Source organism: Streptomyces sp. NPDC005566, assembly GCF_040605575.1.
In the GTDB taxonomy this organism is placed as follows: Bacteria; Actinomycetota; Actinomycetes; order Streptomycetales; family Streptomycetaceae; genus Streptomyces.
In genome coordinates this window covers 50,259-64,133 of the sequence record NZ_JBEXDB010000003.1, presented here as the reverse complement: position 1 = coordinate 64,133, position 13,875 = coordinate 50,259, and the positions used below count along the sequence as shown (strand labels likewise).

Below are 13,875 nucleotides of genomic sequence, written 5' to 3'. Positions count from 1 at the left end.
CCTGTGTCCGGAAGTGGCGTAGGGATCCGTCGCACGGACGAGGCGTACCGACGCACGGACGAGGGGTACGGACCCCGCCGAACCCGGCCGAACTCTGGGGAACCCTCGTCGCTTTCCCGCCGTTGGAGCCTTCGAAGGCCGGTTTGTCGGACGTCCCCTGCGGTCGCGGGTGACAATGCTGGGGTACCGTCCGAAGAACAGTCTTTTCTCACAGCAGCATTTACCTACGGGCAGGAGGGACGGGGCGTCTTCGCTCCGTATGGATGGACGTGAAGCGATACTTCCGTGGGCCGGTCATGTGGATCGTGCTGGCCGTCCTCGCCGTGGTCGTGTTGATGCAGGTCGTCGGCTCGTCCGGCGGCCACAAGACGGTGGACACCGGCAAGGTGATCCAGGCGATCAGCAAGGACCAGGTGGAGCAGGCCAAGCTGACCACCGGTGACGAACAGATTCTCAAGATCGAGCTGAAGGACGGCCAGAAGCTCAAGGGCGAGTCCGGCAGCAAGTTCCAGGCGAGCTATATCGGCAACCAGGGCGTCGAGCTCGCCAACACGCTGCAGCAGAAGTTCGAGAGCGGTGACATCGAGAAGGGTTACACCGTCTCGCCGTCGAAGCAGTCCCCGTTCGTCTCGATCCTTCTCTCGCTGCTGCCCTTCGTCCTGATCGTCGTCGTCTTCCTGTTTCTGATGAATCAGATGCAGGGCGGCGGTTCCAAGGTCATGCAGTTCGGCAAGTCCAAGGCCAAGCTCATCACCAAGGACACGCCGAAGACGACCTTCGCCGATGTGGCGGGGTCGGACGAGGCCGTCGAGGAACTGTACGAGATCAAGGAATTCCTCCAGGAGCCGGCGAAGTTCCAGGCCGTCGGCGCCAAGATCCCCAAGGGCGTCCTGCTGTACGGGCCGCCCGGTACGGGTAAGACGCTGCTCGCTCGTGCAGTCGCGGGCGAGGCCGGCGTGCCGTTCTACTCGATCTCGGGTTCCGACTTCGTCGAGATGTTCGTCGGTGTCGGCGCCTCCCGGGTGCGTGACCTCTTCGAGCAGGCCAAGGCGAACGCTCCGGCGATCGTCTTCGTCGACGAGATCGACGCTGTGGGCCGCCACCGCGGTGCCGGTATGGGCGGCGGCCACGACGAGCGCGAGCAGACGCTCAACCAGCTGCTCGTCGAGATGGACGGCTTCGACGTGAAGGGCGGCGTCATCCTGATCGCCGCCACGAACCGGCCGGACATCCTGGACCCGGCGCTGCTGCGCCCGGGACGGTTCGACCGGCAGATCGCCGTCGACCGGCCGGACATGCAGGGGCGCCTCGAGATCCTCAAGGTGCACCAGAAGGGCAAGCCGGTCGCCCCCGACGTCGACCTCAACGCGGTCGCCCGTCGTACGCCCGGCTTCACCGGTGCCGATCTGTCGAACGTGCTGAACGAAGCGGCGCTCCTCACGGCGCGCAGCAACAAGAAGCTGATCGACAACGAGATGCTCGACGAGGCCATCGACCGCGTCGTGGCGGGTCCGCAGAAGCGGACCCGGATCATGTCCGAGAAGGAAAAGAAGATCACCGCGTACCACGAGGGCGGCCACGCCCTGGTTGCGGCGGCTTCCCCCCAGTCGGACCCGGTCCACAAGATCACGATCCTCTCCCGCGGCCGCGCCCTCGGTTACACGATGGTGCTTCCGGAAGAGGACAAGTACTCCACGACGCGCAACGAGATGCTCGACCAGCTGGCATACATGCTGGGCGGGCGCGCGGCCGAGGAGCTGGTCTTCCACGACCCGACCACCGGCGCTGCGAACGACATCGAGAAGGCCACTGCCACGGCCCGCGCGATGGTCACGCAGTACGGCATGACGGAGCGTCTCGGCGCGATCAAGTTCGGCGGCGACAACACCGAGCCCTTCGTGGGCCGGGAGATGGGCCACCAGCGCGACTACTCGGAAGAGGTCGCGGCGCTCGTCGACGAAGAGGTCAAGAAGCTCATCGAGACCGCGCACAACGACGCGTGGGAGATCCTCGTAGAGAATCGCGACATCCTCGACGCACTGGTTCTTGAGCTTCTCGAGAAGGAGACGCTCGGCAAGGACCAGATCGCCGAGATCTTCGCCCCGATCGTGAGGCGTCCGGCCCGCCCGGCATGGACCGGTTCCGCCCGGCGTACCCCGTCGACGCGTCCGCCGGTCCTGTCTCCCAAGGAGCTGGCACTGACCAACGGCACGAGCACTGCCAACGGTTCGGCCACCCCGGCGGAGATCGCCCCGAAGGACATCACGTCGAAGGACCTCGGCACCTCCACGGAAGCGGTTCCGGAGGAGCGTCCCGAGAGCTAGTACCCCTGTCCGACCTGGTGTGGCCCCTGTCACGGACGCACCGCCAGGCCCGGAATGGAAGCCGCGCCCCCCAGGTTCTAGCCTGTGGGGGCGCGGCTTTTTCGTATGCCTGCGACATGGCCGGGCCATGCCTGCGATGTCAGGGCGACCATGCGCTTGCGACAGCACAGAGGAACGAGGCACAGATGACCGACCCGGTGACGCTGGACGGGCAGGGCTCGATCGGCGTTTTCGACGAGAAGCGGGCCGAGTCCGCCGTACGTGAGCTCCTCATCGCGGTCGGGGAGGACCCGGACCGAGAAGGGCTGCGCGAGACACCGGGGCGGGTGGCGCGCGCGTACAAGGAGATATTCGCCGGGCTCCACCAGGAGCCGGAGGACGTCCTCACGACGACGTTCGACCTCGGTCACGACGAGATGGTGCTGGTCAAGGACATCGAGGTGTTCAGCACCTGTGAGCACCACCTGGTGCCCTTCCACGGCGTTGCCCACGTCGGGTACATCCCGGCGACCAGCGGCAAGATCACGGGGCTGTCCAAGCTGGCCCGACTCGTCGATGTCTATGCCCGGCGTCCCCAGGTCCAGGAGCGGCTCACCACACAGATCGCCGATTCCCTGATGGCGATCCTGGAGCCGCGCGGGGTCATCGTGGTCGTCGAGTGCGAGCACATGTGCATGTCGATGCGTGGCATCCGCAAGCCCGGCGCCAAGACGATCACCTCGGCGGTCCGCGGCCAGCTGCGGGATCCCGCGACGCGTGCGGAGGCGATGAGCCTCATCATGGCGCGCTGAGCCCCGACGGGCCGGACGGCTGTGCGATGAGTTCGCGGCCCGGGCGGAGTCGACATGAGTGGAAGCGGCCGGACGGCCGGATCCACAGTGAGAGGACGCCCCATGTCATTCACACACGTGCTCGCCGTAGCGCCGGTGATGGCCATCGAGCCGGCGGTCGAATGGTACGAGCGGCTGCTGGGCCGGCCGGCCGACACCAGGCCGATGGACGGGCTGGCCGACTGGCACATCTCGGCGGACGCCTGGCTCCAGGTCTTCCAGTCGCCCGAGCACGCCGGCGGGTCGCTGGTGAACCTCGTCGTCGACGACCTGGACAAGGCGCTGTCGGACCTCGCCGACCGCGGAATCACCTCGGGAGAGGTGCAGCCGGGTTCCGGGAGTGTGCGGTTCTCGGCGGTCCACGACCCTGACGGCAACCGGATCACCCTGATCGAGAACCCGGTGGCCAGGGTCCCGTAGCCCGCGCCGGCGAACCTGCGCGGCAGCACGGCTGCCTCGGCCGGGCTTCCTGGCCCCTGGTCCGGCTTCGGTGGCCCGGTTTCCGTGGCGCCTGTCCCGGGTCCGTGGCCCGGCGACCCAGCGCGCGCCCGAGGCCTGGGGAGGCCCGTCAGGCGGCTGCGGTCTTCTTGCTGTCGTCCCCGTCCTCCGGGAGTTTGCAGACGCGCTCCAGGAAGAAGGCGGCAGCGACGACGGCCACGCCGGCCAGGACCGCGAAGCCCGCGTAGATGGCCTGGTCGCGGCGGGGCGGGACGTCGAGTGAGCCGAGCAGGAAGACGCCCACGCCGCCGTACAGCCCGCAGACCAGGGCAGCCACGAGCGCGCTCGCCTGACCGAAGACCACCGCGCGTGCCGCCATCAAGGGCTCGACGCCCTTCGCGCCGGGTCGGCGCTCCCGCTGCGCGCGCAGACGCGCACGGATCGACAGAGCCGTGGCGAGCAGGACGACAGCGATCACCGCGAGCACGATGGGGGCGGCGAGGGGCACGCTCGGCAAGGTCCCCAGGGAGTCCCAGAGGCGGGCCGCGCCCCAGGACAGCACGCCGGCTCCGGCGAAGAGTCCGGCCAGTAGCCCGAGCCGTAGTTGCTTCACCGAGAGTGCCGCCCTTCGCCGCCGTTGCCCGTGTCGGACGCCCGTACCGGATGTCCGTATGCGTTGAGCCTAACGACTACTCGGGCAGCCGGAGTTCCAGGTCGGCCCGGGGGAGCACGCTGTCGCGTCCGACACCGGCGAGCAGATCGGCGACCGGGCCGGAGCCGGGCAGTTGGGCGTCGGGGTCCACGTCGTGCCAGGGGGCGAGGACGAACGCCCGCTCGTGGGCGCGCGGGTGGGGGAGGGTGAGCAGTGGGTCGTCGGACACCACATCGGCGTACGCCACGATGTCGACGTCGATGGTGCGCGGCCCCCAGCGCTCCTCGCGGACCCGGTCGAAGGCCTCCTCGATGGCCTGGCCGCGCTCCAGCAGGGAGGACGGGGGCAGCGTGGTCTTCACGACGATCACCGCGTTGAAGTACGACGGCTGGGAGCCGGGGTCCACGCCCCAGGGCTCCGTCTCGTACACGGGGGAGACCGCCTTGACCCGCAGGCCGGGGGTGTCCTCCAGGGCGTCGATGGCGCCCTGGAGCGTCTCCAGCCGGTTGCCGAGGTTGGAGCCCAGGGAGATCACGGCCCGTTTGGGATTGGAGAGGGTGATGTCCGCTGCGTCCACCTGCTCGACCACGGCGGCGGGAACCGGCTGGACGGTCGGATCGCTCTGCCCCTCGGTGGAAAATGCAGTCACGTTCGGCTCCGGGTGATGGTGATGGTCACGTCGTCGAAGGGCACGGTGATCGGGGCGTCCGGCTTGTGGACGACGACCTCGACCTCCTGGACCCCGTCGTGCTTGAGGCACTGCTGCGCGATGCGTTCAGCGAGGGTCTCGATCAGGTCGACCGGCTCACCCTTGACGATGTCGACGACCTCTTCCGCGACCACGCCGTAGTGCACGGTCTTGGTCAGGTCGTCGGCGGCTGCCGCGGGGCGGGTGTCGAGGCCCAGCACCAGGTCCACGATGAAGGTCTGGCCCTCTTCCCGTTCCCGGGGGAAGACGCCGTGGTGCCCACGGGCCTTGAGGCCGCGCAGCGCGACACGATCCACGCGAATCACTCCTGCTGTTGTTGGTCGTAGGGTCACCCGGCCGCGTGCGGGCGGCGAAGTGCCTTCTTTCGAATCTACCTGCGAGCACGGACAGTGCCCGCCCGCGGGGGACGCGGGCCGGACCGCACGGAGGTCGGTAGCCGCGTATACCCCGAGATCCGGGGGCTCAATCAATTGAACGTGATCCGCTGATCACACGAGCCCGATCGCCCCGTGCCCCCCGGGCCCCGCCCTCGGGGTTCCGGTGCGTGGGTTCCGGCCCGTGGGTTCCGGTGCGTGGGTTCCGATCCTCGATGAGGGCCCACGCGCTCAGGAGGACGACTCCTCGTCGTCCTCCTCGTCGGTTTCGGCCAGCACCGGTGAGCCGTGGTGGGACCAGAGCTTCCAGCCGTCCGGTGTGCGCCGGAACACATTGGTGGCGACGACGAGCTGGCCGACGAGCGGGCCGAGCGAGTTGCCCTCCTCCGCCGGGCCGCCGCTGAGGATGTTCTCGGTGCAGGTCACCAGAGCCGTGTCTCCGGTCATCGCGACCCCGACGTCGGTCAGGAAGAACTGGATGTACTCGGTGTTCGCCATGATCAGCGCGTAGCTGCGCAGCACCTCTCCGCGGCCGGTGAGCACCGGCCAGCCCGGATGGACGCAGGAGATGGTGAGGTCCTCGCCCGGCAGCCAGAGGGCCGAGAGCGCGTCGAAGTCACCTCGCTCCATCGCCTCGTAGAACGCCGTATTGGCCTGCTCGACGGACTCGATGTCGGCGGCCGCCTCTTCGTACTCCTCGCGCGGGCCGGTCACGCCGCCCCCTCGACGGCACGGGCGACGCGCACGGCGTCGGCCGTGGCGCGCACCTCGTGCACCCGGACCGCCCAGGCGCCCGCACGGGCGGAGAGAGCGGAGATCGCGGCCGTGGCTGCGTCGCGCTCGCGGGCGGGCGGTGGGGCGGCGCCCTCACCGGCCAGGACGTGCCCGAGGAAGCGTTTGCGGGAGGCGGCGACGAGTACCGGCCGGCCCAGGTCGCGCAGCTCGCCGAGGTGCGCCATGAGCGCGAGGTCGTGCGAGGCGTCCTTGGCGAAGCCGAGGCCGGGGTCGATCACCAGCTTCTCCGGGGCGACGCCGCCCGCGATCACGGCATCCATGCGCGTGCGCAGTTCCGCGATCACTTCGGCGACGACGTCCTCGTACACCGCCCTGCTGTTCATCGACTCGCTGAAACCGCGCCAGTGCATGACGACGAAGGGCACACCGGCCGCGGCGACGACCGGGACCATGTCCGGGTCGGCGAGGCCGCCGCTCACATCGTTGACGAGGGCCGCGCCGGCGGCGACGGCCTGCTCGGCGACGCGGGCCCGCATGGTGTCCACGGAGATCGTGACGCCCTCGGAGGCCAGCTCCCGCACGACGGGGATCACCCGTCGGAGTTCTTCCGACTCGTCCACCCGGCTCGCGCCGGGGCGGGTCGACTCGCCGCCGACGTCGATCAGATCGGCACCCTCGGCCACCAGTTCGAGGCCGTGCTTGATCGCGGCTGTGGTGTCGAACCAATGGCCCCCGTCGGAGAAGGAATCGGGCGTCACGTTGACGACCCCCATGACCGCACAGCGGTCCCACTCCGGCAGTCCCTGCACTGTGCCCCGTCCTCGCAACGTACTCATACGACCAGCCTAGGCCCGGGAACGGGTCCGTCAGGCCGCGCGGACGCCGCGCTCCGCACGCTGCTCGGGCCGGTGGCCGCAGGGGCGGGGGCGGCGGGAGCGGAAGGGGCGGGGCAGCGCGAGGCTCACGAAGCCCTCGGCCTGCAGGGCGGCGAGGCCGATCCGGGGCAGGTCGCGGCTGGTGCGGAAGACCACGAAACGGGGCTCCCAGCGGGGCTGGAACTTCGCGTTGAACCTGTACAGCGATTCGATCTGGAACCAGCGCGACAGGAAGATCAACAGCCCGCGCCAGCAGCGCAGCACGGGCCCTGCGCCCAGCCGCTCACCGCGGGCGAGGGCAGAGCGGAACATGGCGAAGTTCAGCGATACGCGTGCGACGGACAGCCTGGGGGCGGCCTGCAGGGAGGCGACGATCAGGAGTTCGTTCATGCCGGGGTCGGCCGAGCGGTCGCGTCGCATCAGCTCCAGCGACAGACCGTCCGCGCCCCACGGCACGAAGTGGAGTACTGCCTTCAGATCGCCGTACGGCGATTCCTCCGCGCCGGTTTCCGCCAGATGGGCGGTGGCGATGACGCAGTCGCCGTCGGCCCGGTCGCCGATCCGGCCCAGCGCCATGGAGAAGCCGCGCTCCGTGTCGGTGCCGCGCCAGTCGGCGGCAGCCCTGCGGATGCGTTCGAGTTCGGTGTCACCGATGTCGCGTACGCGCCGGACGCGTGTCTCGTAACCGTTGCGCTCGATGCGTTTCACCATCTGGCGTACGTTGCGCATCGCACGCCCGGCGAGGGAGAAATCCGCGACATCCACCACCGCCTCGTCGCCGAGCTCCAGAGCGCTCAGTCCGGTCTCCCGGGTCCACACCTCGCCGCCGGTCTCACTGCAGCCCATCACCGCAGGGGTCCAGGAATGCGCCTGGGCCTCGTCCATGAAGCGCTCGATGGCACCCGGCCAGGCCTCCACGTCGCCGATCGGATCGCCTCCGGCGAGCATCACCCCGGACACCACGCGGTAGCAGACGGCGGCCTTGCCGCTGGGGGAGAACACGACGCCCTTGTCACGGCGGAGGGCGAAGTGCCCCAGCGAGTCGCGGCCCCCGTGCTTGGCCAGCAGGGCGCGCAGCCGGGCCTCGTCGTCCTCGGTGAGGCGGGCGGCCGGGTGCTCGGGGCGGAAGGCGAAGTAGATCGTGGTGACGGCGGTCAGCAGGCCGAGAGCGCCCAGGGAGTACGCCACCGTCCAGGAGGTCGCCCCGGCGTAGTCCACGGGTCCCTCCAGGCCGAACAGGCCGTAGAGCACGTGCTGGAGCCGGTCGGCGATGGACGGGTTCCCCACGACCCGGCCGGGGTGCACGCTGACGACGACGAGGCCGAGCGCGAGCGAACCCGCACCGAGGAGGACGAAGTTGGCCAGCGCCCTCCAGCGGCTCCTCGGGTCGGGGAGGGCGGCGAACTGGCTCCGGTGCCGCACCAGCAGGAAGCACAGCGCGAGGGAGACGAGCACCCCGAGCAGGGAGTGGCGGTAGACGAACTGGGCCACCGCGCCCGCGGGCAGCAGGACGACGGCGGCCCGCCAGGCGCGCCGCTTGTGTCGTTTGATGCCGTGGGCGAGCAGGAGCAGCAGGACGCCCGAGCTGAGCGAGAGCGCCGCGGCGAACGGTCCCAGAGCGCCGGGGAGCACCTCGGCGAAGGTGTGCATCCGGCTGTGCCGGAACCGCGGGAAGACCCCGGCGACGACATCGATCAGTCCGACCGCCGCGCAGGCGCTTCCCACCAGTGCCGGTACGGACGCGGGCCGCGGTCCGCGCAGGAACCTGCGTCCGCGTGCCGCATACGGAACCGTTCCTGATGTATCCCCATCTACCGTGACAGACATCGCTTCCCGTGGCTCCGCGAGAGTTTCCTGAGTCCGTCGGCCGAAGCCCGCTACGGACGATGTGCGCCCTCTAGGACGAGGCTTCCGAGGAGTGGGTTCATCCCCTTTCCGGAAATTTCCCGCACAGAAAGCTCACCTCCACCCATGGGTCTCACCAGCAACGCCGTTCTGGTCCTGGCGGTATCACTGGCCGTCGGACTGTTCGCGCTCACGATCCGGCTCTGGCCCCGGCTCGCCGCCCGCACGGCCTCCGCGGTGGCGGGCCGGATCGGTCTGCTGCTGGCGACCCAGCTGACGCTCTTCGTCTCAGCCGGCCTCCTGGCCAACAACTCCTTCCTCTTCTACGGCTCCTGGGCCGATCTGTTCGGGCAGAAGCAGGACCTGGGAACGGTCACCGACCATGGCGCCGGTGAGCCCGCCGCCGGGGGCGTGGCCCGGATCGGCACCCAGCGGCCCGATGTGCCGGGAGGCGGCAGGCCCGCGGTGGCGGGCCGGATCGACAAGGTCGTCGTCTCCGGGCGGGCTTCGCGGATCGACGGTCCGGCGTACGTCTATCTGCCCCCGGAGTACTTCCAGCCGGCGCACGCCCGGCGGACGTTCCCCGCGGTCATCGTGCTGACCGGCTACCCGGGCACCGCCGAGAACCTGGTCAAGGGCCTGCGCTACCCGCAGACCGCTCACGAACTGGTCAGGGCGGGCAGGGCGCAGCCGATGGTCCTGGTGATGCTGCGGCCGACGGTGGCGCCGCCCCGGGACACCGAATGCGTGGACATCGCGGAGGGCCCGCAGACCGAGACCTTCTTCGCCGAGGACCTGCCGCAGGCGGTCTCCCGGGCGTACCGGGTCGGCGACCGCGCCCGCAACTGGGGTGTCATCGGCAACTCGACCGGGGGCTACTGCGCGCTGAAGCTCGGCCTGCACCACCCGGAGCGCTTCGCCGCGAGTGCCGGTCTGTCGGCCTACTACAGGGCAGCCGAGGACCCGACGACCGGCGACCTCTTCCACGGCGACCGGAACGCGCGCCACCGCGCCGATCTGCTGTGGAGCCTGGATCACCGGCCGCCTGCAGCCTCGTCCTTCCTGGTCACGACGTCGCGGCAGGGCGAGGGGAACCTCCGGGGCACCCGGGAGTTCATCGACCGGGTGAAGGCGCCCGCCCGGGTGTCCTCGATCGTGCTCGACAGCGGCGGCCACAACTTCAACACCTGGCGGCGTGAGATCCCTCCGGCCCTGGAGTGGATGAGCGGCAGGCTCGGCGCGACCTGATCCCGGCCTTCCCGGCTCCGTACGGGGCCCCCGCCCCGTGGTTCACGGTGAAGCGACCGTCGCGACGGTCTCCACCGCGACCTCGGCGCGCGGAAGGTCCTGGGCGTCCGCGTCGATCGAGCGGCGCAGCGCCTCGTGGAGGCGGGCCGGTGTGAGAACGCCCAGGAAGCGGCCGGTGCTCTCCTCGTCGATGACCGCGATCCAGCCCGCGTCGTGCTGGAGCATGGTGGCGAAGGCCTGCTTGAGCGGGGCGCCGAGCGGAAGCCAGGCCTCCATGCGGTGGGCGTGCTCGCGGACCGTTCCCGCCGCGTCGGCCGGCGCGACGTCACCCGCGGGGATCCAGCCGTGCAGGTTGTCCTCGCCGTCCAGCACGACCGCCCAGCGGGCGCCCCGGGCGCGCAGCCGCGCGGTCGCCTCCGCCAGCGGATCGTCGAGATGGACGACCGGCGGCTGGTCCAGGTCGCTCTCCTCGATGGGGGTGACCGAGAGCCGTTTCAGACCGCGGTCCGCCCCGACGAAGTCCGCGACGTACGGCGTCGCGGGTGCCCCGAGCACGGTGGCCGGCGAGTCGAACTGCTCGATACGGCCCTGTCCGTACACGGCGATACGGTCCCCGAGCCGGACGGCCTCCTCGATGTCGTGCGTGACGAACAGCACGGTCTTGCGTACCTGTGCCTGCAGTTTCAGGAATTCGTTCTGGAGCCGTTCCCGTACGACGGGGTCGACCGCGCCGAATGGTTCGTCCATCAGCAGAACCGGCGGGTCGGCGGCCAGCGCCCGGGCCACACCGACCCGTTGGCGCTGACCGCCGGACAGCTGCTCGGGATAGCGCCCGCCATAAACGGAAGGATCGAGTCCGACGAGATCGAGGAGTTCTGCGGCCCGCTCACGCGCCTTTCCCCGGTTCCAGCCGAGGAGATGGGGGACGGTTGCCGTGTTCTCCAGGACCGTCTTGTGCGGAAACAGCCCGACCTGCTGGATCACATAGCCGATGCGGCGGCGCAGTTGTACCGGGTCGATGGCGGATATGTCGTCCCCGTCGAGGAATATCCGGCCCTCTGTCGGTTCGATCAGACGGTTCACCATCTTCATCGTGGTCGTCTTGCCGCAGCCGGAAGGTCCGACGAGCGTGACCAGTTCACCCTCGGCGACCTCGAAGGAAAGGTCGTCGACGGCGGTGGTGCCGTCCGCGTACCGCTTGGTGACGTGCTCGAAACGGATCATGATTCCCCATTGTGACGCGGGTTCTGTGAAGGACATGTTGCTGGAATACGACAGCCTCGGCGATTGTCGGTGCTCGGGGATAGGGTCGCCAGGCATCGAGTCCACGGCGGCAGACGGAGGTGGGGGACGGATGGCCGAGCAGAACTGCCTGGTGGCGAACGACTGGATCTGCGGCGAGTATCTGCGCTCCCGCAGCCAGGAGTTGACCGAGGCGACCGTCCAGCACATCTGGATCACGGTGGCTTCGGTACTGATCGGCCTCGTGGTCGCATTTCCGCTCGCGCTTCTCGCGCGCCGCGGCCGGCATTTCGCCGGACCGGTGCTCGGCCTGACCACGGTGCTCTACACGGTGCCGTCGCTGGCGATGTTCTCGCTGCTGCTGCCGCTGTTCGGACTGTCCGCGGCCCTCGTCGTCACCGGCCTGGTGCTCTATTCGCTGACCATTCTCGTACGGAACATCCTGGCAGGGCTCGAAGCGGTGCCCCAGGAGGCGAAGGAAGCGGCGCAGGGCATGGGGTACGGCCCCGGCCGGCTCCTGTGGGAGGTGGAACTCCCCCTCGCGCTCCCCGCGTTGATGGCCGGTCTGCGGATCGCCACGGTGTCGACGGTCGCGCTGACCACGGTGGGGTCCCTCGTCGGCAAGGGCGGCCTCGGCAATCTCATCGAGGACGCGCTGCCCAGCTTCTTCAAGGCCCAGGTGCTCACGGCCTCCGTGCTCTGCGTGCTGCTCGCGGTGGCAGCGGACCTGCTGCTGCTCGGACTGCAACGCCTGCTCACGCCCTGGACCCGTATACGGACGCCCGCCACGGCGGTGACCGGGCCTGCGGGCCTGGCGAAGACGGAGGCGGGCTGACCCATGGGAGTCATCGGGGATGCCTGGACCTGGCTCATCACCGGAGCCAACTGGTCCGGGGAGAACGGGGCGACGCACCGGCTGGGCGAGCACCTGTACGTGAGCGGTGTGGCCCTGGTGGCCGCCTGCGCCATCGCCCTGCCTGTCGCGCTGTACCTGGGGCACATGGGCAAGGGAGGTGCGCTCGCGGTCAACATCTCCAACGTCGGCCGGGCGATCCCGGTGTTCGCGGTCCTCGCCCTCTTCATGATGACGCCGCTGCGCAACTCCGGCTACGTCCCCACCATCATCGCGCTGGTGCTCTTCGCCGTGCCGCCGCTGCTGACCAACGCCTATGTCGGGATGAGGGAAGTGGACCGGTCGGTGATCGAGGCCGCCCGGGGAATGGGCATGTCCGGTGTGCAGCTCTTCGCGCGGGTGGAGCTCCCGCTGGCCTATCCCATGATCATGACCGGGCTGCGGTCCGCGGCGGTCCAGGTGGTCGCCACCGCCTCGATCGCCGCGATGGTCGGCCTGGGCGGCCTGGGCCGGATCATCACCGCAGGATTCAACACCTACGACACGGCGCAGGTATTCGCAGGCGCCGTACTGGTCGCCCTGCTTGCCCTGGTGGTGGAGGGGGCACTGGTGGTGCTGGACCGGCTGCTGTCGCCCCTGCGCCGCCGCCGGACGCCATGAACGCGCGCTTTTCGGACTGTGCACACCCCTTTCTCGGATGGAGAACAACATGAGCAGGACCTCGCGCATAGCGAGTGCGGTCATCGGAGTGGTCGCGCTGGCCGGGTCGCTCGCCGCATGCGGCGGCGACAGCCTGGAGAAGGAGAAGAGCGGCCCGGACACCGGGACCGGCGCGGACTCCAAGAAGGGCTCGCTCGTCGTGGGCGCCGCTTCCTTCACCGAGTCCAAGGTGCTCGCCGAGCTGTACGCGCAGCTCCTGGGTGATGCCGGATACAGCACCTCGATCACCACGGTGAAGAACCGTGAACTGTACGAGCCGTCGCTGGAGAAGGGCGAGATCGACGTCGTCCCGGAATACGCGGCGACCATCGCCGAATTCCTCAACGCCAAGGTCAACGGTGCCGCCGAGGCGGAGAAGAAGCCGGTCGCATCGGGAGACGCCGCGGCGACCGTCGCAGCTCTGGAGAAGCTCGCCGGTCCGCTCGGGCTGAAGGTTCTCCCGGTCGGCGAGGCGGTCGATCAGAACGCCTTCGCGGTGTCGAAGGAATTCGCCGAGAAGAACGACCTCAGGACGCTTTCCGACCTCGGCCGGTCGAAGATCAAGGTGAAGATCGCAGCGGGCGACGAGTGCGAGATCCGCCCGTTCTGCGCACCGGGACTGAAAAAGACGTACGGCATCGACGTCACCGGGATCGACCCCAAGGGAGTCGGGACACCGCAGTCCAAGCAGGCGGTCAAGGACGGCAAGGACCAGCTTGTCCTCACGACCACCACGGACGCGGTGCTGGACGCGTACGGGCTGGTTTTCCTGGAGGACGACAAGAAGCTCCAGAACGCGGACAACGTCCTTCCGGTGCTCAACGCCAAGGACGCGGGTGCCCCGGAGATCGCCGCGGCGCTCGGGAAGCTCACCGATGTCCTCACCACGGAGGACCTCGCCGAACTGAACCGCAAGGTCGACGCGGAGCGTGCCAAGCCCGCCGATGCGGCCAAGGAGTATCTGCAGTCGAAGGGTCTGATCAAGAAGTAGACGGCCGCGGAACAGTCATTCGGGGGGCCGCAAGGTAACCGGGCGGGAACAGATTGCCGG

General features: G+C 69.3%; 14 protein-coding genes. 7 read left to right on the top strand and 7 right to left on the bottom strand.

All coding sequences use genetic code 11. The features are described 5' to 3' along the window. Positions 1–263: 263 nt before the first annotated feature. The 3 genes from ftsH (at position 264) to ABZS61_RS05605 (ending at position 3,574) form a co-directional block, all read left to right on the top strand. A complete protein-coding gene (gene ftsH, locus ABZS61_RS05615) occupies positions 264–2,324 on the top strand; it encodes an ATP-dependent zinc metalloprotease FtsH (protein WP_356416590.1) in 2,061 nt (686 codons plus the stop codon). A 185-nt stretch (positions 2,325–2,509) separates the two neighbouring features. After that, on the top strand, positions 2,510–3,115 hold the full coding sequence (gene folE, locus ABZS61_RS05610; RefSeq protein WP_031091001.1) for a GTP cyclohydrolase I FolE: 606 nt from the start codon (positions 2,510–2,512) through the stop codon (positions 3,113–3,115). A 102-nt stretch (positions 3,116–3,217) separates the two neighbouring features. Further along, positions 3,218–3,574, top strand: coding sequence for a VOC family protein (locus ABZS61_RS05605; protein ID WP_356416587.1), 357 nt, complete (start codon positions 3,218–3,220; stop codon positions 3,572–3,574). A gap of 148 nt (positions 3,575–3,722) precedes the next feature. On the opposite strand, the gene ABZS61_RS05600 is transcribed toward ABZS61_RS05605, so the two are convergent. The 6 genes from ABZS61_RS05600 to ABZS61_RS05575 form a co-directional block, all read right to left on the bottom strand. Further along, positions 3,723–4,205, bottom strand: a complete 483-nt coding sequence (locus ABZS61_RS05600; RefSeq protein ID WP_356416584.1) for a DUF3180 domain-containing protein — start codon at positions 4,203–4,205, stop codon at positions 3,723–3,725. A 76-nt stretch (positions 4,206–4,281) separates the two neighbouring features. After that, complete coding sequence (gene folK / locus ABZS61_RS05595) at positions 4,282–4,893, bottom strand: 2-amino-4-hydroxy-6-hydroxymethyldihydropteridine diphosphokinase (RefSeq protein WP_351165780.1); 612 nt, start codon at positions 4,891–4,893, stop codon at positions 4,282–4,284. Further along, positions 4,890–5,249: a dihydroneopterin aldolase gene (gene folB / locus ABZS61_RS05590; RefSeq protein ID WP_329209760.1), complete on the bottom strand. Its 360-nt coding sequence runs from the start codon at positions 5,247–5,249 to the stop codon at positions 4,890–4,892. Before folB ends, folK begins: the two co-directional genes overlap by 4 nt. A 309-nt stretch (positions 5,250–5,558) precedes the next feature. Then, positions 5,559–6,041: a nuclear transport factor 2 family protein gene (locus tag ABZS61_RS05585; RefSeq protein ID WP_356416580.1), complete on the bottom strand. Its 483-nt coding sequence runs from the start codon at positions 6,039–6,041 to the stop codon at positions 5,559–5,561. Beyond that, positions 6,038–6,835, bottom strand: coding sequence for a dihydropteroate synthase (folP, locus tag ABZS61_RS05580; RefSeq protein ID WP_356417153.1), 798 nt, complete (start codon positions 6,833–6,835; stop codon positions 6,038–6,040). Before folP ends, ABZS61_RS05585 begins: the two co-directional genes overlap by 4 nt. A gap of 93 nt (positions 6,836–6,928) precedes the next feature. Next, positions 6,929–8,764, bottom strand: a complete 1,836-nt coding sequence (locus tag ABZS61_RS05575; RefSeq protein WP_356416577.1) for a phosphatidylglycerol lysyltransferase domain-containing protein — start codon at positions 8,762–8,764, stop codon at positions 6,929–6,931. 144 nt (positions 8,765–8,908) lie between these two features. Between ABZS61_RS05575 and ABZS61_RS05570 the strand changes: the two genes are divergently transcribed. Next, positions 8,909–10,030 (top strand): alpha/beta hydrolase-fold protein, encoded by a 1,122-nt coding sequence (locus ABZS61_RS05570; RefSeq protein WP_356416574.1) that lies wholly within the window; start codon positions 8,909–8,911, stop codon positions 10,028–10,030. Between the two features lie 42 nt (positions 10,031–10,072). Here the strand turns inward: ABZS61_RS05570 and ABZS61_RS05565 are convergent, their stop codons facing one another. Next, positions 10,073–11,254 (bottom strand): betaine/proline/choline family ABC transporter ATP-binding protein, encoded by a 1,182-nt coding sequence (locus tag ABZS61_RS05565; RefSeq protein ID WP_356416571.1) that lies wholly within the window; start codon positions 11,252–11,254, stop codon positions 10,073–10,075. A 130-nt stretch (positions 11,255–11,384) separates the two neighbouring features. Between ABZS61_RS05565 and ABZS61_RS05560 the strand changes: the two genes are divergently transcribed. From ABZS61_RS05560 to ABZS61_RS05550, 3 genes are read left to right on the top strand one after another with little or no spacing between them, the layout of a single operon-like run. Beyond that, positions 11,385–12,107, top strand: coding sequence for an ABC transporter permease (locus ABZS61_RS05560; RefSeq protein ID WP_356416568.1), 723 nt, complete (start codon positions 11,385–11,387; stop codon positions 12,105–12,107). Between the two features lie 3 nt (positions 12,108–12,110). Continuing rightward, on the top strand, positions 12,111–12,785 hold the full coding sequence (locus ABZS61_RS05555; protein WP_356416565.1) for an ABC transporter permease: 675 nt from the start codon (positions 12,111–12,113) through the stop codon (positions 12,783–12,785). 49 nt (positions 12,786–12,834) lie between these two features. Continuing rightward, positions 12,835–13,815: an ABC transporter substrate-binding protein gene (locus ABZS61_RS05550; protein WP_356416562.1), complete on the top strand. Its 981-nt coding sequence runs from the start codon at positions 12,835–12,837 to the stop codon at positions 13,813–13,815. Positions 13,816–13,875: the final 60 nt, after the last annotated feature.